The organism is Acaricomes phytoseiuli DSM 14247 (assembly GCF_000376245.1).
Classification (GTDB): domain Bacteria; phylum Actinomycetota; class Actinomycetes; order Actinomycetales; family Micrococcaceae; genus Renibacterium; species Renibacterium phytoseiuli.
Genome location: NZ_AQXM01000055.1, coordinates 19,426 through 37,803, shown reverse-complemented (window position 1 = coordinate 37,803; position 18,378 = coordinate 19,426). Strand labels below are relative to the sequence as shown.

General features: G+C 64.1%; 15 protein-coding genes and 2 tRNA genes. 13 read left to right on the top strand and 4 right to left on the bottom strand.

Annotated elements, in window-relative coordinates; translation table 11 throughout:
* Positions 1-30: 30 nt before the first annotated feature.
* Entirely contained in the window at positions 31-1,530 is a 1,500-nt protein-coding gene (gene gltX / locus C501_RS0106045) for a glutamate--tRNA ligase (protein WP_018134734.1), read from the top strand.
* Positions 1,531-1,646: 116 nt separating this feature from the next.
* On the opposite strand, the gene C501_RS0106040 is transcribed toward gltX, so the two are convergent.
* On the bottom strand, positions 1,647-2,048 hold the full coding sequence (locus tag C501_RS0106040; protein ID WP_026174671.1) for a VOC family protein: 402 nt from the start codon (positions 2,046-2,048) through the stop codon (positions 1,647-1,649).
* Positions 2,049-2,185: 137 nt separating this feature from the next.
* The gene (locus C501_RS0106035; protein ID WP_018134732.1) at positions 2,186-4,474 is read right to left on the bottom strand and encodes a hypothetical protein; all 2,289 of its coding nucleotides are present in this window, start codon (positions 4,472-4,474) and stop codon (positions 2,186-2,188) included.
* 321 nt (positions 4,475-4,795) lie between these two features.
* Here C501_RS0106035 and C501_RS0106030 point away from each other — a divergent pair.
* The 3 genes from C501_RS0106030 (at position 4,796) to C501_RS0106020 (ending at position 5,828) form a co-directional block, all read left to right on the top strand.
* Positions 4,796-4,867, top strand: a tRNA-Gln gene (locus tag C501_RS0106030).
* A 21-nt stretch (positions 4,868-4,888) separates the two neighbouring features.
* Positions 4,889-4,964 (top strand) — tRNA-Glu (locus tag C501_RS0106025).
* 150 nt (positions 4,965-5,114) lie between these two features.
* Positions 5,115-5,828 (top strand): type 1 glutamine amidotransferase domain-containing protein, encoded by a 714-nt coding sequence (locus tag C501_RS0106020; RefSeq protein WP_018134731.1) that lies wholly within the window; start codon positions 5,115-5,117, stop codon positions 5,826-5,828.
* An 18-nt stretch (positions 5,829-5,846) separates the two neighbouring features.
* Here the strand turns inward: C501_RS0106020 and C501_RS0106015 are convergent, their stop codons facing one another.
* Entirely contained in the window at positions 5,847-6,623 is a 777-nt protein-coding gene (locus C501_RS0106015; protein WP_018134730.1) for an IclR family transcriptional regulator, read from the bottom strand.
* Between the two features lie 87 nt (positions 6,624-6,710).
* Between C501_RS0106015 and leuC the strand changes: the two genes are divergently transcribed.
* From leuC to C501_RS0105985, 6 genes are all read left to right on the top strand, one after another.
* Entirely contained in the window at positions 6,711-8,288 is a 1,578-nt protein-coding gene (gene leuC, locus C501_RS0106010; RefSeq protein ID WP_018134729.1) for a 3-isopropylmalate dehydratase large subunit, read from the top strand.
* Between the two features lie 59 nt (positions 8,289-8,347).
* Positions 8,348-8,899: a 3-isopropylmalate dehydratase small subunit gene (gene leuD / locus C501_RS12690; protein ID WP_018134728.1), complete on the top strand. Its 552-nt coding sequence runs from the start codon at positions 8,348-8,350 to the stop codon at positions 8,897-8,899.
* A gap of 217 nt (positions 8,900-9,116) precedes the next feature.
* The gene (murA, locus tag C501_RS0106000) at positions 9,117-10,448 is read left to right on the top strand and encodes a UDP-N-acetylglucosamine 1-carboxyvinyltransferase (protein WP_026174670.1); all 1,332 of its coding nucleotides are present in this window, start codon (positions 9,117-9,119) and stop codon (positions 10,446-10,448) included.
* A gap of 80 nt (positions 10,449-10,528) precedes the next feature.
* Positions 10,529-11,311, top strand: coding sequence for a lysophospholipid acyltransferase family protein (locus tag C501_RS0105995; protein WP_018134726.1), 783 nt, complete (start codon positions 10,529-10,531; stop codon positions 11,309-11,311).
* The gene (locus C501_RS0105990; protein ID WP_018134725.1) at positions 11,311-12,351 is read left to right on the top strand and encodes an NAD(P)H-dependent glycerol-3-phosphate dehydrogenase; all 1,041 of its coding nucleotides are present in this window, start codon (positions 11,311-11,313) and stop codon (positions 12,349-12,351) included. The genes C501_RS0105995 and C501_RS0105990 overlap by 1 nt, the downstream gene beginning before the upstream one ends.
* Positions 12,351-13,499: a D-alanine--D-alanine ligase family protein gene (locus tag C501_RS0105985; RefSeq protein WP_018134724.1), complete on the top strand. Its 1,149-nt coding sequence runs from the start codon at positions 12,351-12,353 to the stop codon at positions 13,497-13,499. Before C501_RS0105990 ends, C501_RS0105985 begins: the two co-directional genes overlap by 1 nt.
* A gap of 16 nt (positions 13,500-13,515) precedes the next feature.
* On the opposite strand, the gene C501_RS12685 is transcribed toward C501_RS0105985, so the two are convergent.
* The gene (locus C501_RS12685) at positions 13,516-14,052 is read right to left on the bottom strand and encodes a DUF3515 domain-containing protein (RefSeq protein ID WP_026174667.1); all 537 of its coding nucleotides are present in this window, start codon (positions 14,050-14,052) and stop codon (positions 13,516-13,518) included.
* Positions 14,053-14,087: 35 nt separating this feature from the next.
* Here C501_RS12685 and C501_RS0105975 point away from each other — a divergent pair, with 35 nt between their 5' ends.
* The 3 genes from C501_RS0105975 to C501_RS0105965 are packed head-to-tail and all read left to right on the top strand — an operon-like array spanning position 14,088 to position 18,376.
* The gene (locus C501_RS0105975) at positions 14,088-15,131 is read left to right on the top strand and encodes a thiamine-phosphate kinase (protein WP_245532422.1); all 1,044 of its coding nucleotides are present in this window, start codon (positions 14,088-14,090) and stop codon (positions 15,129-15,131) included.
* Positions 15,132-15,168: 37 nt separating this feature from the next.
* Entirely contained in the window at positions 15,169-16,119 is a 951-nt protein-coding gene (locus C501_RS0105970) for a DAK2 domain-containing protein (protein ID WP_018134721.1), read from the top strand.
* The gene (locus C501_RS0105965; protein WP_018134720.1) at positions 16,112-18,376 is read left to right on the top strand and encodes an ATP-dependent DNA helicase RecG; all 2,265 of its coding nucleotides are present in this window, start codon (positions 16,112-16,114) and stop codon (positions 18,374-18,376) included. The genes C501_RS0105970 and C501_RS0105965 overlap by 8 nt, the downstream gene beginning before the upstream one ends.
* Positions 18,377-18,378: the final 2 nt, after the last annotated feature.

The following is an 18,378-nucleotide window of genomic DNA, read 5'->3' as shown; positions in this document are numbered from 1 at the left end:
GCGGCGGCGGGGCGATAAGCTGAGTGCATCATGACTACTCACATCCCTTCCGTCGATGCTGACACTCCCGTTCGCGTCCGATTCTGCCCTTCGCCCACCGGGACTCCGCACGTCGGTCTCATCCGCACCGCACTGTTCAACTGGGCCTATGCCCGGCATACCGGCGGGAAGCTCATCTTCCGCATCGAGGATACGGATGCGGCCCGGGACAGCGAGGAGAGCTATCAGCAGCTGCTCGAGGCGCTGACTTGGCTGGGCATCGATTGGGATGAGGGTGTCGAGACCGGGGGGCCGCATGGTCCGTACCGGCAGTCCCAGCGTGGCGAGATCTATCAGGACGTCATCGCCAAGCTCAAAGCCGCAGGGCACGTCTACGAGTCGTATTCCACACCGGAAGAGGTCGATGCGCGGCATCGGGCCGCCGGGCGGGATCCGAAGCTGGGGTACGACGGCTATGACCGCGAGCTGAGCGAGGAGCAGGTCGCCGCTTTTCGCGCGGAAGGCCGCCAGCCCGCATTGCGGCTGCGGATGCCGGATGAGGACATCACGTTCATGGATCTGGTGCGGGGTGAGATCACCTTCAAAGCCGGTTCCGTGCCGGACTTCGCGGTGGTCCGCCCCAATGGCGCTCCGCTGTACACCCTGGTCAATCCCGTGGACGATGCGTTGATGGAAGTCACCCACGTGCTGCGGGGCGAGGATCTGCTCTCTTCGACGCCACGGCAGATCGCCCTCTACCGGGCCTTGCACGATGTCGGCGTGGCTGCACATCTGCCGCAGTTCGGACATCTGCCCTATGTGCTGGGCCAGGGCAATAAGAAGCTCTCCAAGCGGGATCCCGAATCGAGCCTCTTCCTTTTGCGGGACTGGGGTTTCGTCAAAGAGGGTCTGCTGAACTATCTGGCGCTGCTGGGCTGGTCGCTGAGCGCAGATGAGGATATCTTCACGGTCGAAGAGCTTGTGGCTGCTTTTGATATCCACGATGTGCTGGGCAACCCAGCGCGGTTCGATGTGAAGAAAGCGGAGGCGATCAATGGCACGCATGTGCGGCGGTTGACCCCTGAGGTGTTCGAAGAGCGTCTGATTCCGTATCTGCAGGCGGCTGACTTAGTGGGTGAAGAGCTCGATGATCGGCAGCGGCAGATCCTGGCCGAGGCCGCGCCACTGGTTCAGGAGCGTATCCAGCTGCTCGGCGAGGCGTCGGAGATGCTGCGCTTCCTCTTCGTCCCCGATGCGCAGATCGAGCCGGATCAGGATGCGCTCAAGGGGCTGCCGGAAAACCTCGGCGAGGTGCTCGATGCCGCGATCGCCGCGGTGGAGCCGCTGGAGACCTGGGATGCGGAGAATATTCAGACTGCTTTACGGGGTGCGCTGATCGATGGCCTGGGTTTGAAGCCGAGGCTGGCGTTCGGCCCCGTGCGCACCGCGATTTCCGGCCGGAAGATCTCCCCGCCACTTTTCGAATCCTTGGAGATCCTGGGCAAGGAATCCTCCCTGGCGAGGCTGCGCCAGTTCCGCTCCGGCCGCTGACGCCCCCGGCCCCCGCTGAGCGGTCACGTTTGGCGGCTCCGACGCGCGCTGAGCCGCCAAACGTGACCGCTCAGCGGGGCCGGGGCGTTGCGGGGTTCGTTCATCCGGGCTGGAGATTAGATTTCCCGCACGGAGAGCACGCAGAATTCGTTGCCTTCGGGGTCTCGGAGCACGGTGAAGGTGGCATCATCCTGCTGCCCGACATTGGCCAGCTCTGCTCCGCGGGCCAGTAGACCATCGATCAGCGCTTGCCGATCGTCGGTGATGTAGGGCGCGAGGTCGATGTGCAGACGGTTCTTGGTCTCTTTGCTTTCCGGAAACGGAACGAAGACCAGACCGGGGCTGACGCGATCCCAGGAGGTCTTCTTGAGTTCCTCTACGGATACCCAGGCCGGAACGATCGCGACCTCGTCTTCGCTTTCGAAGATGATCTGCCAGCCGAGGGTCTCGGCCCACCAGCGGGAGAGCTCCTGGATGTTGCGGCTATCGACGACGGTGGAGTACCAGCGCAGGCTCATAACCGCAGCATAGAACAACGAAGCCCTGAGTTCTAGACCTCCTGCAGAGGCGATATCGCTGAGCAAACAGTATAAGCGACGGCCCCAAGAAGGGGCCGCCGCTTATACTGTTGCCTTAGACCGGGGGGAGATGATGCCTAAGGAGTTGTTGGCCGGCGTTTCCGGATGATCAAGGCGATGTTGCTGCCCACGATCAACACCAGCAGGATCAACAGGATCAGCAGACCGCCAATGCCGCCATCGAGAACGCTGAGCGGTGTGATCTCGGTTTTGAGCTGATTCGTCCCGTCATCCAGTACTTGAGTGCCTTCGGCGAGGCCGTACGGCGACTCCTTGAGGCGGTCGTTGTACATGCCGTCGAGGGCGGTGCCGATGCCTTCGGAGAGCCGCTGGCTTCCATCAACCAAGTTCTCCTTGCCATCGTTAGCGCCGCTCACCCCGGACTTGAGTTCATCGACGCCCGAGCTCAGGCTCGGTGTTCCGTCCGGCCGAGGGCCGATCACGCCCTCTTTGAGCTGCTGAGCACCTGCTTGCAGGCTGGGTGTTCCGTCCGGCCTGGGGCCGATGACGCCGTCCTTGAGCTGCTGCGCACCGCTGAGCAGGCTCGGCGTGCCATCTGTCCGCGGGCCGAGCACCCCGGCGAAGAGCTGCTGCAAGCCGTTCTGTAGGCTGGGTGTGCCATCCGGCCGCGGGCCGATCACGCCTTGCTGCAATTGCAGTACGCCTGCTTGCAGGCTGGGCGTGCTGTCTGTTCGGGGCCCCATGACGCCTTGCCGGAGTTGTAGTACGCCTGCTTGCAGGCTGGGTGTTCCGTCGGGTCGTGGGCCGATCACGCCCTCTTTGAGCTGCTGAGCACCTGCTTGCAGGCTGGGTGTTCCGTCCGGCCGGGGGCCGAGGACGCCGTCGTACAGCTGCTGCACACCGGAACTCAGAGCAGGGGTTCCGTCTGGCCGGGGGCCAATAACTCCGTCCTTGAGATCCTGAATGCTTTCCTTCAGGCTCGGATTATCCGGTGTACCAGGGCCAACGACGCCGTCGTAGAGTTCTTGCGTGCCAACGGAGAGGCTGCGGCCTCCGTCCGGCCGCGGACCGATCACACCGTCATAGAGCTCGTTGACGCCTTGTTGCAGGCTGGGGCCTCCGTCGGGTCGTGGGCCGATCACGCCGGCCTTCAACTCATTTATCCCGGTCACGAGGTTTTTGCCACCCCGTCCTGGCGTGCCCTGAGTCCCTTCAACCAGGGCTTGCCCACCTTGATCAGCAAGTTTGGCGCCTGCCAGGATTTCTTCGAAGTTGCTCTTGGGGATGATGACGAAAAGATCTGAAAGGCCTGGAATCGGAGGCTGTTGATCCTTCACAGTTTGCAGGCCTTCTGCGAGTCTCGCTAAGCCGCAGGCATTCTGATAGTCCTGGGTCCGCCCATTGCTGTTCTTGTATGCCTGGCTGTGCTGTCCGGCGAGATAGTTGATGCCGTCAATCAAAGTGGTTTGAGGATCTATGCTGGTGACATTCAGATTTGAGCAGCTGTCGTTGTATTTGGTCTTGACTGGGAGGACTCCGTCGGCTAGCTGCTGTACGCCTGGAACGAGTTCCCCGTTAACGCCCTGATCCAGTTGGTTCACCCCAGGAACCAGCTCGCCATTGACGCCTTGGCGCAGTTGCTTTACTCCAGGTGCTAACTCACCATCGATTCCCTGACGTATCTGTTTGACTCCGGGAACCAGCTCTCCTTGGACGCCGTTCTGCAGTTCTTCCACGCTGGGGATCAGTTCATTGAAAGCACGGTCGTAGGACTGCTGGACCTTGGGTACCATTTCGCCATTGACTCCGGCCTGCAGCTGCCGCACACCGGGTGCCAACTCGTTCTGGACGCCGTTCTGCAGCTCCCGTACGCCGGGAACGAGTTCTCCGAAAACACCATTCGACAGCTGGTTGACGCCGGGCACGAGCTCCAGGTTGACTCCGCCGAAGAGCTGGTTGATGCCCGGCACCAGCTCGCCGTTGACTCCGGTCTGAAGCTGCCGCACACCGGTGGCCAGCTCGCCGGATACCCCGCTGTAGAGCTGCTGCACACCCGGTGCGAGTTCGTCATTGACGCCGCTGTAGAGCTGGTTGACGCCTGGCACCAGTTCTTGGTTCACGCCTTTGAAGAGCTGATCGACACCGGGGGAGAGGCGGTTGCGTACTTCATTGCTGAGCAGCTTGCCGCCATCGTTCATCTCTATGAGACCCGGGGTCAGAATCGAGTTGACCCGTTGCGAGACGATGCCGCTGCCGTCGGTGAGCTGCCGTCCGCCGTCTGTGACCTTGGCCATCACATAACTGAAGAGCGCGAAGAGTGCGAGCAGTAAAAAGATCAGGATGGCGATGACGATATTGTGCTTGAGGTAGGTGCGTGGTGATCCAGCGACTCTGCTAGGTGACACGGTAGTTCCAATCAGGACGGGGCTCTTCAGGAAGATCCGATGGGTTTGACTCTGCTCTGCTCCTTTGTGATTTAGGCAACATTTACGGGTTACTAATTAGTAACCTACCGCAGGCAAAAGAGGGTCTGTCAAGGTTTTCGGGGGCGAGTTGCTGCGATAGTAGAGGCCTTGATCGTTTTGCGTGTTGCTGCGGACCGAAGAGAGCATCCGAGCATTATCCGAGCGTGAGAGGCTTCGGTTTGTCCCGCTGGTGAGTCATCGGGTAGAGTAGTATCCCGGCGCTTGGGCCACGGATGTGATCCGAGAAGTCCAGGTGAGCCTTGGGATATGGTGTAATTGGCAACACAACGGTTTCTGGTACCGTCATTCTAGGTTCGAGTCCTGGTATCCCAGCGCTGGAAACAGTGCAACTAGGGCCCCATCGTATAGCGGCCTAGTACGCCGCCCTCTCACGGCGGTAACGCGGGTTCGAATCCCGCTGGGGTCACCATGAATGCCCCGATCAGGTACCTGATCGGGGCATTTTTGATGCTCGCATCCAGCCCGTACCCGGTGCGCCGGGGGAGTTTTTTTACCTAGCTCGAGCACCCAGCATAATTTCGGAGCAGAGCGGCGAAGCTCACGGTCAAGGGGGTAAGCGATGGCAAAGATGAAAATCCTGGTAGTCGTCACGAATGAAGGTGAATACCGCGAACTCGGCTACCGCACCGGACTATGGCTGGGAGAGCTCACCCATTTCTGGGATGTCGCTGAAGCGGCCGGATATCATCTGGTGATCGCCAGTCCGCGCGGCGGCTATGTACCGCTGGATCCGGAAAGCCTGCGCCATGACATGCTAGCCCAGGAGGGCACCGGTAGGCATTACCGAGACCGGCATTTCATGGATCTGCTGATCGATACGATTCCGCTCGCCGAAGTGGACCCTGCCGATTACGATGCTATCTATCTCACCGGCGGGCACGGCGTCATGTTCGATTTCCGAGGCGAACCGCTTGCGGAACTGCTGCACCATTTCGACAGCGCCGGCAAGGTGATCTCCGCGGTGTGCCATGGCGTCGGGGGTTTAATCGATGCGCAGGCCGCAGACGGCGGCCCGCTCGTGGCAGATCGTCAACTCACCGGGTTCTCCTGGCGCGAAGAGGAGCTCTCCCAACGGGCTGATGCAGTTCCTTTCGACACTCAGCAGGAGCTGATCGACCGTGGTGCCTGGTATTCACAGGCTGATCAGCCTTTTGAAAGCCATGTGGTGGCGGACGGCCGTCTGATCACCGGGCAGAATCCGAGGAGTGCTCGTGGCGTGGGCGAGGCGACGGTGGCCGCCTTGGAGGCCTTTTCACTGCAGGATGCTGTCTGAGGGCACTGAGATGTGCTGTCAGGACTTTTCGCCCGGAGTGCTGGTAGGCGATTCCTGAGTTTTTTCGGTCTCTGCGGTTCCGGCGCGCAGCGCCTCGCTCAAGGTCTTCGCGGCATGGCATACGGTCTCCGCATGCAAGCGCCCGGGCTGGCGGGTCAGGCGTTCGATGGGCCCGGAGACCGAGATCGCGGCGATGACCCGGCCGGATGGCCCGCGGATCGGTGCGGAGACCGAGGCGACTCCGGCTTCGCGTTCGCTGAGCGATTGCGCCCAGCCGCGACGGCGGACTCCGGCCAGGGTGGTCGGCGTGAACTTCGCGTCATGAAGACCGTCGAGCAGCCGTTCATGATCTTCCCAGGCCAGCAGCACTTGAGCGGCGGAGCCCGCCTTCATGGAGAGCTTCGCGCCCACCGGAATAGTGTCCCTGAGCCCGATCGGCCGCTCCGCCGAAGCTACGCAGACCCGCCAGTCGCCTTGCCGTCGGAAGATCTGCGCGGATTCTCCGATAGCGTCGCGCAGGGTGAGTAGAACCGGCCCGGCGGTGGCGATGAGCCGGTCTTCCCCGGCAGCGGAAGCCAGTTCCACCAGGCGGCTGCCGAGGATGAAGCGCCCGCGGACGTCCCGGCTGACCAGACGATGATGGCTCAGTGCCTGCGCCAGCCGGTGCACTGTCGGCCGGGCCAGGTCGGTCGCGGTGACCAGCTGGGTCAGGGACACCGGCCCGGCTTCCAGGGCGTTGAGGATCTGGGCTGCTTTATCGATGACGCCGACGCCGCTGAGTCGAGAACTGTTCATAAGCTGATATTAGCGTCTCAAAATATGAGATCTTAATCGGCATTCTGGATCCTTCGCCGCGGCTGGTGTCACAGTGGAGCTGCTGTCATGGTGAAACACAGGCGGCGGCTGCTGAAACAGGAGGCGATCGTGACCCAGACCTCAGAGGCAAGCGCCCCAGGCGCAGCGGAATCACGCTCAACAGACGAACCCGCGCCCAGGACCCTGGCGGAGAAAGTATGGGCCGCCCATGTCGTCCGCCCGGGGCAGCAGGATGAGCCGGATCTGCTCTACATCGACCTGCACCTCCAGCATGAGGTGACTTCGCCGCAGGCCTTCGAAGGGCTGCGGATCGCGGGCAGGGGGCTGCGCCGCCCGGATCTCACGATCGCTACGGAGGATCACAACACGCCGACCCTGGACATCGATAAACCCATCGCCGACCCCACCAGCCGGATCCAGATCGAGACTCTGCGCGAGAACTGCCGCGAATTCGGCGTCCGGCTGCACTCCCTGGGCGATGCGGAGCAGGGCATCGTGCATATCGTCGGCCCGCAGCTCGGCCTCACCCAGCCCGGAATGACCGTGGTCTGCGGTGATTCGCATACCTCCACGCACGGTGCCGTGGGTGCCCTGGCCTTCGGGATCGGCACTTCGGAGGTAGAGCATGTGATGGCAACCCAGACCCTGCCGCTCAAACCCTTCAAGACGATGGCGATCAACGTCGAGGGCGCGCTGCGCCCCGGGGTGAGCTCCAAAGACATCATCCTGGCCGTGATCGCCAAGATCGGCACCGGGGGCGGTCAGGGCTATGTCCTGGAATACCGGGGTTCGGCGATCCGGGCGCTGTCCATGGAAGCGCGGATGACCATCTGCAATATGTCGATCGAAGCGGGCGCTCGGGCCGGGATGATCGCCCCGGATCAGACCACTTTCGACTACCTCAAGGGGCGCCCGCACGCCCCGCAGGGCGCCGACTGGGAAGCCGCCGTGAGCCACTGGGAGTCGTTGGCCACCGACCCGGGGGGTGAATTCGATGCTGAAGTCTTCCTCGACGCCGATGAACTGGAACCCATCGTCACCTGGGGCACGAACCCGGGCCAGGGCGTTCCGCTGAGCGAGGCGGTGCCCAGGCCGGAAGACTTCGGCGACGATCACGAGAAGGCCGCTTATGAGCGCGCTCTGGAGTACATGGACCTGGCCCCGGGCACTCCGATGAAGCAGATCCGGGTGGACACCGTCTTCCTGGGCTCCTGCACGAATTCCCGGATCGAGGATCTGCGGGCGGCGGCGGATGTGCTCCGCGGCCGGGAGAAAGACCCCGCGGTGCGCATGCTCGTGGTCCCTGGCTCCGCGCGGGTGCGGCTGGAGGCCGAGGCCGAGGGGCTGGACCGGGTTTTTCGCGACTTCGGAGCGGAATGGCGCTTCGCGGGCTGCTCCATGTGCTTGGGCATGAACCCGGACCAGCTGGCCCCCGGGGAGCGCTGCGCCTCCACCTCCAATCGCAACTTCGAAGGTCGTCAGGGCAAGGGCGGCAGAACCCACCTCGTCTCACCGGTCGTCGCGGCGGCCACTGCCGTACGCGGAACGCTCTCCTCGCCATCGGACCTGCCCCCGTTGCCCGGAACCGGCAGCGGCAGGCCAGACGGCGAGATATCTGCTGAGCCCACCGGCGCAGCCGCCTGAGTGCGGGTCAACCACGAGCCACCACATAGACAGATCAATAGACAGATCAAAGGCAGATTATGGAAAATTTCAGCACTCACCGAGGCATCGGCGTGCCGCTGCGGCAGTCGAATGTCGATACGGACCAGATTATCCCGGCGGTCTATCTGAAACGCGTCAGTAAAACCGGTTTCGACGACGCGCTTTTCGCTTCCTGGCGCAAGCAGGAGGATTTCGTGCTGAATCAGGAGCCGTACGCTCGTGGTTCGGTGCTCGTCGCCGGCCCGGACTTCGGCACCGGATCGTCGCGGGAGCACGCGGTCTGGGCGCTTAAGGATTACGGGTTCAGAGCGGTGCTCTCGGCTAGATTCGGCGATATCTTCCGCGGCAACTCGGGTAAACAGGGCCTTCTTGCCGCGCAGCTGGCTCAAGACGATATCGAGCTGATCTGGAAAGTCCTGGAGAACGAGCCCGGCACTGAGATCGCTGTGGATCTGCAGGCCAGAACGGTCAGCTTCGGAACGATCAGCGCGGCCTTCCAGATCGATGACTACACTCGTTGGCGGTTACTGGAAGGTCTTGACGATATTGCCCTGACCCTGCGCCATGAGGGGCAGATCGCAGAATATTAGGAGCAGCGCCCGGGCTTCATGCCGCGCACCCTGCCGGCCATCTCCGTCTCATCAAACGCTCTGTGAGCAGTTTCATGATTCGTCGCTGAGGACTCTCCGGGCGCTGACGCCTGGAAGGGTGCTGGATGCCGACTATGCTTGGCTGGTGGCCGGGGCGGCTTCGTCTTCAGATGGAGGCATCCCGGGGTAAGCGGCGGGCAGCGATAGGGTGAGTTTATTGAGCAGTGTATTAACCGTTCGCGGGGGAGTCCCGCTTTCCGGCCGGGTCAAGGTCAGGGGAGCTAAGAACCTCGTCCCCAAAGCCATGGTGGCCGCACTGCTAGGGAACAGCGCATCGCTGCTGCGTAATGTGCCGGCGATCAAAGACGTCGACGTGGTCACCTCGCTTCTGCAGCTGCACGGTGTCCGGGTGGACCAGGACCCGGTGAGCGGTGATCTCACGCTCGACCCCACGGGGGTAACGACCGCTTCGACCGCGCTCATCGAGACTCATGCCGGGGATTCCCGGATTCCGATTCTGCTCTGCGGCCCGCTGATCCACGCCATCGGCGAGGCCTTCATCCCGGATCTCGGCGGTTGTCGGATCGGCGACCGGCCGATCGACTACCACCTCGATGTGCTGCGCAAATTCGGTGCGGTGGTGGAGAAACTGGATACCGGTATCCGGATCACGGCCCCGCACGGCCTGCACGGTGCCAAGATCTCCCTGCCGTACCCGTCGGTGGGTGCCACCGAGCAGGTTCTGCTCTCAGCCACCCGGGCCGAGGGCATCACCGAACTCACCGGTGCTGCCACCGAACCGGAAATCGTCGACCTCATCGCTGTCCTGCAAAAGATGGGCGCGCTGATCAGCGTCCAGACAGACCGTACCATCCGCATCGAAGGTGTTCCCCAGCTCGGCGGCTTCGTGCACCGCGCGCTGTCGGACCGCAATGAAGCAGCCAGCTGGGCTTCCGCAGCCCTGGTGACCCGTGGAGACATCTATGTCGACGGGGCCACCCAGCGGGACATGATGGCCTTTCTGAACATCTTCCGCAAGATCGGCGGCGGAATGGACATCGAGGATGACGGAATCCGCTTCTACCACCCCGGTGGCCCGCTCAGCCCGCTCGTCCTCGAGACAGCCGTGCACCCGGGTTTCATGACGGACTGGCAGCAGCCCCTCGTCGTGGCCCTGACCCAGGCCGACGGCGTCTCCATCGTCCATGAGACCGTGTACGAGAACCGCTTCGGATTCACCGACGCCCTGGTGCGTATGGGCTCAAATATTCAGCTCCACCGGGAATGCCTCGGCTCCATTCCCTGCCGCTTCGGGCAGCGCAACTTCCAGCACTCCGCAGTGATCTCCGGTGCCACCCCGCTGCGTGGTGCGCAGATCGATGTGCCGGACCTGCGCGGGGGCTTCAGCCACTTGATCGCGGCCTTGGCCGCTAGCGGCACCTCCCGGGTCACCGGTATTGATGTGATCAAACGCGGTTATGAGCACTTCATCGATAAGCTCGAGGGGCTCGGCGCGGATATCGACCTGCATGCGGAGCGTGCTCGGTGACCGAGTCTCAGCCATCGACCCCTGAGTCATCGGAACCCTCTCGCGGTGAATCCGCGCGCGGCGGGGCCGGGGTCAGGGCGATGTTCTGGATGACGGCCTCCCTGCTGCGTCCAATCATGAACCTCTTTCTGAGCAAGAAGTGGATCGATACGGAGAAGCTGCCGGCCGGCCGGGGCATCATCGTCTGCCCTAATCACTGCACGGAGATCGACCCGATCATCGTGGGGCATATGCTCTACAACAAACGTTTCCCGCCGCACTTCCTCGCAAAGGCTTCGCTCTTCCGGATCCCGGTGGTCAAGCAGGTGCTCTCCGGGGCCCGGCAGATCCCGGTGGACCGGGATGGCCCGGGCGGTGGGCGCTCTCTGCAGACGGCTCAGGCCGTGCTCGACGACGGCGGGGCGATCGTGATTTACCCGGAAGGGACGCTGACCCCGGATCCTGAGTTGTGGCCCATGAAGGGGCGGACCGGTGCGGCTAGGCTTGCACTGAAGACCGGCACTCCCGTGATTCCGGTGGCACACTGGGGCGGTCAGGAACTCTTCCCCCGATATGCCAAGATGTTCCGCCCGTTTCCCCGTAAGAGGGTCCGAGTGATCGTGGGCGACCCGGTTGACCTCAGCGCTTTCCGGGATAAGCCGCTCACTCGTGAACTGCTGCATGACGCCACCGAGGCCATTTTGGCCGATATCACCGCGCTGCTCGCCGGTTTGCGCGGTGAGAAGCCGCCGGCTGAGCGCTGGGATCCGGCCCAGCACCAGCAGAGCAACCATGGCCGCGATATGGATCAGGGGCATGCTCCGGGTGCCGCCCAGGAGCCCGGTGACCACCGGCCCAACGGCGCTTCAGAAGGAAAACCTTGATGCGCGGCGGAACCGAGTTGCAGCAGCCGTCAGCTATCGCGGTGCTGAGTGCAGGCAGCTGGGGTACGACTTTCGCCAAAGTCCTCGCCGATGCCCAGCCGCGGATTCCGGTGCGGCTGTGGGCGCGCCGGGCCGAAGTAGTCGAGGAGATCAACACCCAGCATCGCAATAGCGCGTACCTGCCGGAGATCCAGCTGCCGGAGAACATCAGCGCAGATCAGGATCCGGCCGCGGTGCTGGCGGGGGCCGATGTCGTGGTGCTCGCCGTGCCCGCGCAGTCATTGCGCGCGCAACTGCGGCAGTGGCGGGAGCACTTCGCCCCGGATGTGACAGTGATCTCCCTCATGAAAGGCTTGGAACTGGGCAGTGATGCCCGGATGAGTGAGGTGATCGCTGAGGAACTGACAATAGCCTCGGAACGGATCGTCGTGGTCTCCGGGCCGAACCTCGCGATGGAAATCGCCCGGAAGGAGCCCACCGCTTCCGTGGTGGCCTGCACCGACGAGCAGACCGCGGCCTGGGTGGCCGGGCTCAGCGCGCCGAGCTACTTCCGCCCGTATACCACCACCGATGTGGCCGGGGTTGAGATCGGCGGCATCGTCAAGAACGTCATCGCCCTCGCGGTGGGAATCTGCGATGGCCGGGGCATGGGGCAGAACACCAAGGCTTCGGTGATCACCCGCGGACTGGCCGAGACCACCCGGCTGGCCGTGGCCTTGGGCGGTCAATCGGAGACGATGGCAGGCCTGGCCGGGCTGGGTGATTTGGTGGCGACCTGCTCGTCTCCGCTCAGCCGCAACCGCACGGCGGGCAGACTGCTCGGCCAGGGGCTCAGCCTTGAGCAGGTGGCCGATAAGATGACGCAGACGGCAGAGGGCATCAAATCTGGCCCGGCAGTGCACGAGCTGGCAGGCAAACTGGAGATCGAGATGCCCATCACCGCAGCGATGGTGGGGGTGCTCTCCGGTAAACTCACGGTCGACGAACTCGGGCCGCGGCTTCTGGCCCGAGACCTCAAAGCGGAAAGCGAGTACAGCTGATGACTGCCGATCACGAGCGCGCGATGACGTCCGGGGCAGGCGGGCGGCCGCGTGTCGCCGTGCTCTTCGGCGGCCGCTCCAGCGAGCATCAGATCAGCTGCATCACCGCAGCAGGGGTGTTGGGCGCGATCGATTCCGAGAAATACGATGTGCTGCCGATCGGTGTCACCCGGGATGGGCGTTGGGTTCCCGTAGGCGATGAAGTCAACGACTGGCAGCTCGGCTCTGGCGGCTTGCCGCAGGTGCCGGAGCATCGCCCGGAGTCCTTACTGCTCACGCCGGTCAACGGAAGGGCTGTGCTGCTGAACGCCGTCGCCGGTGAGGTGGTCGAGGATCTGGGCGAAGTGGATGTCGTCTTCCCGCTCTTCCATGGCCCCTACGGCGAGGACGGCACTATTCAGGGCTATCTTGAGCTGGCGCAGATCCGCTATGTCGGGGCCGGGATCCTAGCCTCAGCTATCGGCATGGACAAAGAGTTCATGAAGCGCGCTTTCACCAGCGCGGGCTTCGAGATCGGGCCGTACCAGGTGGTCACCCACCGGGACTGGACGCAGCACCGGGAGCAGACCCTGGGCCGCCTCGCTGAGCTCGGATGGCCGGTTTTCGTCAAACCCGCTCGCGCCGGATCCTCGGTGGGGATCAGCCGGGCTACCTCGGAGCAGGAGCTGATCGAGGCGATCGATCTGGCCCGCGCCGAGGACCCGAAAGTGATCGTAGAAGCCGCGATCACGGGCCGGGAGATCGAATGTGGGGTGCTACAGGGCCGGGATGGAGCCGCGCCGAGGACCACGCTGCCCGGGGAGATCGTCACGACAGGCGGACATGACCTCTATGATTTCGAGGCGAAATACCTCGATGATCAGGGCGCGGAACTCAGCTGCCCGGCAGATCTGCCGGAAGAGGCGATTCTGCAGATCAGAGAGCAGGCCGCAGGGGCGTTCGAGGCGATCGGTGCGGAGGGCCTTTCCCGGGTCGACTTCTTCTACACCGATGACGGGCGCGTGCTCATCAATGAGATCAACACCATGCCCGGATTCACCTCTAAATCCATGTACCCGTACATGTGGTCGGTCACGGGGGTGGCTTATCCCGAACTGGTCGACGAGTTGCTGCAGCTGGCCTTATCCCGGGCCGCGGGCTTGCGCTGACATCGGGGCGTCTCGCTCACAGAGTGGCGAGATCGGCAGGGCCGAGGCAGCGCCGCTGCTGCGGAATCTTCGAAGCAGCCGTGGTGAGCTGCGCCAGGATATTATTTGAGGAGACCTCTTTCTGGCTGAAGGTCAGCTCGGTGGCCGGCACGCGGCCGTAACTGGTGACCGTGTAGAGCTCCGAGTCAGCTTCATCAGCTCCTTCAGCCTGTCGGATCAGCCAATCCACACCGTTGACCGTGGCGCAGGGGTCCGTCGTCGGCCCGGGCGGTGCCACCCCGCAGCGCAGCACGATCTTCGCGGGGTCGCCCCAGACGGCGGTGCCCTGAGAGCTGGTCTCCCGCAGCTGCTGTCCGTCGAGCACATCCGGCAGCGCCACCATCATCGCGGCGCAGCGCGGATCAGCCGAAGCCTGAGCCGGAGCCACCCGGACCGAAGGCGAGCACGCCGCGAGCAATCCTGCCAGGACGACAAAGGAGCAGATGGGTGCCGTGGCAGCCCATGGCTTGCGCCGGATCAGCGGGCGAGACGCAGCGCCAAGACGAGAGAACATGCCTTCCAGCTTACGGTGTGCGATACCGTAGGGAGGTGACTGAGCAAGCTGCGGCAGACTCCCAAGGGCGAGCCGCTGGGGAATTGCTGGTGGGCGAACTGAGCGAATCCCAGCTGATCTCCCGGATCCTTCCGCTGCTACGCGAATCGACCGAGGTGCTGGTCGGCCCGGGCGATGATGCCGCCGTCATCCCGGCCCCTGACGGCAGGCTCGTGGTATCGATGGACACCTTGGTCCAGGATGCGGACTTCCGGCTCGTCTGGCCCAATGGCTACTCCTCGAGCGGCTACGACGTCGGCTGGAAAGCCGCAGCGCAGAACCTCAGCGATATCAATGCCATGGGAGCCCACGCCACCGGCATGGTGGTGAGCCTCAGCATGCCCGGGCACACCCCGGTGAACTGGATGCAGGACTTCGCCACCGGACTGCAGCAAGCCATCGATCAGCTCGGCGCAGACCGGTGCACGGTGGTCGGCGGAGACCTCTCCCAGGGCCGGGAACTCGCGATCACGATTACCGTCTTCGGCGATCTCGGCGGAGCCGCCCCGCTGCTGCGGTCCACGGCTGCCGAAGGTCAGCTGCTGATGCTCGCGGGTGCTCCGGGCCGAGCTGCAGCGGGCTGGGCGATTCTGGAGAGCCGCCACAGCATCGGCGGCCTCGATGCCGATCAGCGTCAGGTGGTCAACACGTTCTGCCGCCCGCAGCCGCCTCTGGGCGCCGGGCCAGCCGCGCTGCGGGCCGGCGCCGGCGCCGCGATGGATATCTCCGATGGTCTGCTGCGCGACGCCGAAAGGCTCGCCGAGGCCTCCGGGGTGGCCATTGACCTCGACGCGGAGGCGCTGCGCGGTGATTTGCCGGCGCTTGCTTCAGCGGCCCGGCTGCTAGCGGTGGATCCGATGACCTGGGTGCTGGGCGGGGGAGAGGACTACGGCTTATTAGCGTGCTTCAGTCCGGGCACAGCGCTTCCTGATGGTTTCCGGGTGATCGGTTCGGTAGGCTCGATGGAGCAGAGCTCTGCCCGGGTGACGATCTCCGGCAGGCCTCATAACACCGTAGGATGGGACCATTTTGCACATTAAGATCGCTTCGAATGCGCAGGCGATCAGGCGTTGGCTGATGCGCTGCGAAGAAGCGCTCGCCAACCACTCTGACCGGCTCAATGCGATCAACATCTTCCCGGTAGCCGATGGCGATACCGGGACCAACCTGTACGCCACGGTCCGCTCCGCCAATCACGGCTTGCAGCAGCGGGCTGAGCTAGTCGAAGCCGGTGACCTCGGTGCGGTGCTCGATGCCGCCGCCCAGGCAGCCATGGAGCAGGCCCGCGGTAACTCCGGCACGCTCTTCTCGGTGTTCCTGGCCGCGCTGGCCGAGCCCCTGCACGGTGCGCAGCGGCTCAACGCCCCTTTGCTCGCGGCGGCTTTGCAGAGGGCTCAAATTCGCTCCTGGTCTGCGTTGAGCGAGCCCCGGCCCGGCACCATGCTCTCCGTGATGCAGGCCGCTGCAGAAGGCGCTGCCATGGCCGATGCCACGGTGGCCGGCGACGAGAGCAATCAAGCGCTTTCCACGGCCCTGGAGAATACGGTTGAAGTCGCTTACCGGGCTGTTATCGCCACGGAGTCGCAGCTGGATGAGCTGCGCCGGGCCCGCGTTGTCGACTCCGGAGGCGTCGGCCTGCTGCTGGTGCTGGACTGCCTGCGAGCGGAGATTCTGCACCAGTCGGTTCGCGATGAATTATTCGAGGAACTGGTGGGCTACGACTCCGGCCACGGTCAGCTCACCGCCCCGGATCACGGCATGGACGGGGTAGAGGTGATGTGCACCATCGTGCTCACACCGCTTGAAGCCGCAAGTCTGCGGATGCGGCTCGACGAGCTGGGCAATTCGGTGATCATGAGCCCGGTCGGGCAGATCGAGGAGTCCAGCGGCGGTTACCGCTGGCGAGTGCATGTGCACGTGACGGACCCGGCTCCTGCGCTCGCCGTCATCAAGGAGCTCAGCGAACCACTCAGCATCGAGATCAAAGATCTACGCTCCGACGATGTGGTGCGTCAAGACGATGACTGATACGGCCATAGCCCAAGGAGACCGTGCGCTGCCGCTTAGCCGACTGCTCGGCAAAGCCTCGGCGAGTAGCCTGGAGAAGCATCTCGGGCTGACTACTGTGGGCGAGCTCCTGGATTTCTTCCCGCGCCGCTACCTGAACCGGGGCGAACTGACCCAGATCTCCGAACTGCCCTTCGATGAGGATGTCACGCTGATTGCCCGGGTAGTGAGCGCACGGACCCGGCCCATGCGGCAGCGCAGAGGGAACATCACCGAGATCGTCGTCACCGGGGATGGCGGCGCCGTTGCTGACGCCGCTGAAACAGGCGACCCGGCTGATGCCGGCATGCTGCGTATCAGTTTTTTCAACGGCTGGCGTGCTGAACGGGAGCTGCGCCCTGGCACCAGGGCGATGTTCTCTGGCAAAGTTGGATTCTTCAACCGCTCGCTGACACTCACCAATCCGGACTATGTGCTGCTCGACGCCGAGAGCAGTGATGCCGATGCGGATGCTGAAGCGTTCGCACGGCAGCCGATCCCGGTGTACTCGGCAACCGCTAAGCTCCCCAGCTGGAAGACCGCCAAAGCGATCTCCGCGATGCTCGACGCAGTAGACCTCGACGGATTCGTCGATCCGCTGCCCGCTGAGATCGTGGCCCGGGAAGGATTCCCGGCACTCGCTGAGGCCTACCGGATGATCCACCGCCCTGCAGAACCCGTGGACTGGAAGCGTGCACGGGACAGATTCCGCTACCAGGAGGCGCTCGTCCTGCAGACCGCCCTGGCCCGCCGCCGGGAGGCGGTGAAGACGCAGCGGGCGGTACCCCGCCCCGTGCATCAGGACGGGCTGCTCGCTGCCTTCGATGCGGCACTGCCTTTCACCCTGACCGGTGGCCAGCAGTCCGTGGGCCGTGAGCTGGCCGCGGAACTGGCTGCGGCGCACCCCATGCAGCGGCTGCTGCAGGGCGAAGTGGGGTCCGGGAAGACCCTCGTAGCGTTGCGCGCGATGCTGCAGGTGATCGATTCCGGCGGCCAGGCCGCTCTGCTCGCACCTACCGAGGTCCTGGCTGCTCAGCACTACCGGTCGATCGTCGCGGCTCTGGGCTCGCTCGCCGAAGGCGGTATGCTCGGCGGCCATGAAGGTGGCACCAGGGTGGCGCTGCTGACCGGCAGCATGCCTGCGGCCGCGAAGAAAAAAGCTCTGCTGGACGCTGCCTCCGGTGCTGCGGGCATCGTGATCGGGACGCATGCGCTGCTCGCGGATCAAGTGAGCTTCGCCGATCTGGGCCTCGTGGTGGTCGATGAACAGCACCGCTTCGGCGTGGAGCAGCGCGACGCCTTGCGCAATAAAGCCGATGCGCCGCCGCATCTGTTGGTGATGACGGCGACGCCGATACCCCGGACCGTGGCGATGACCGTTTTCGGTGATCTGGAGACCTCGATGCTGCGCGAATTGCCCGCCGGGCGTGCCCCGATCTCTAGTTTCGTTGTGGGCCTGGCCGAGAACCCGGCCTGGGCGCAGCGGATCTGGCAGCGCAGCCGGGAGGAGATTGATGCCGGGCATCAGGTCTACGTGGTCTGCCCGCGGATCGGCGGCTCCGTGCCGGAAGCCGGAGCGGAGGATCAGCCTGTGGATCCGGCACCGGGCGGCGAGGGGGAACGGCAGACCGCAGGGGTTCTGGATGTGGTGGAGATGCTCCGCCGCGCCCCGGCGCTTCAGGGTCAGCGCATCGAGATGCTGCACGGTCAGCTGGACACCGAGATGAAAGCCGAGATCATGGCCGGCTTCGCCTCGGCAGAAGTGAAGGTCCTGGTCTCCACCACGGTGATAGAAGTAGGCGTGGATGTGCCCAATGCGACCCTGATGGTGATCCTGGATGCCGATCGCTTCGGTATCTCCCAGCTGCACCAGCTCCGCGGACGGGTGGGCCGGGGCGGTCTGCCGGGCACCGCTCTGCTGGTGACAGAGCTCGAACCGGAGCACCCCAGCCGGCGGCGGCTCGATGTGGTCGCGGCGACCACGGACGGCTTCCGGCTCTCGCAGGAGGATCTCGCACTGCGCGGGGAAGGCGATATCCTCGGCGCGAGTCAATCCGGCGGGCGCTCCGCGCTGCGACTGCTGCGAGTCATCGACCATGAGGACATCATCGACACAGCACGTCAGGATGCTTCCGAGCTGGTCGGCGCGGATCCGGAACTGAAGCTTCATCCGGCGCTGCTCGAGGCCCTTGACGCGGCGCTGAACCCGGAACGCGAGGCTTTCCTTGACCGGGGCTGAGG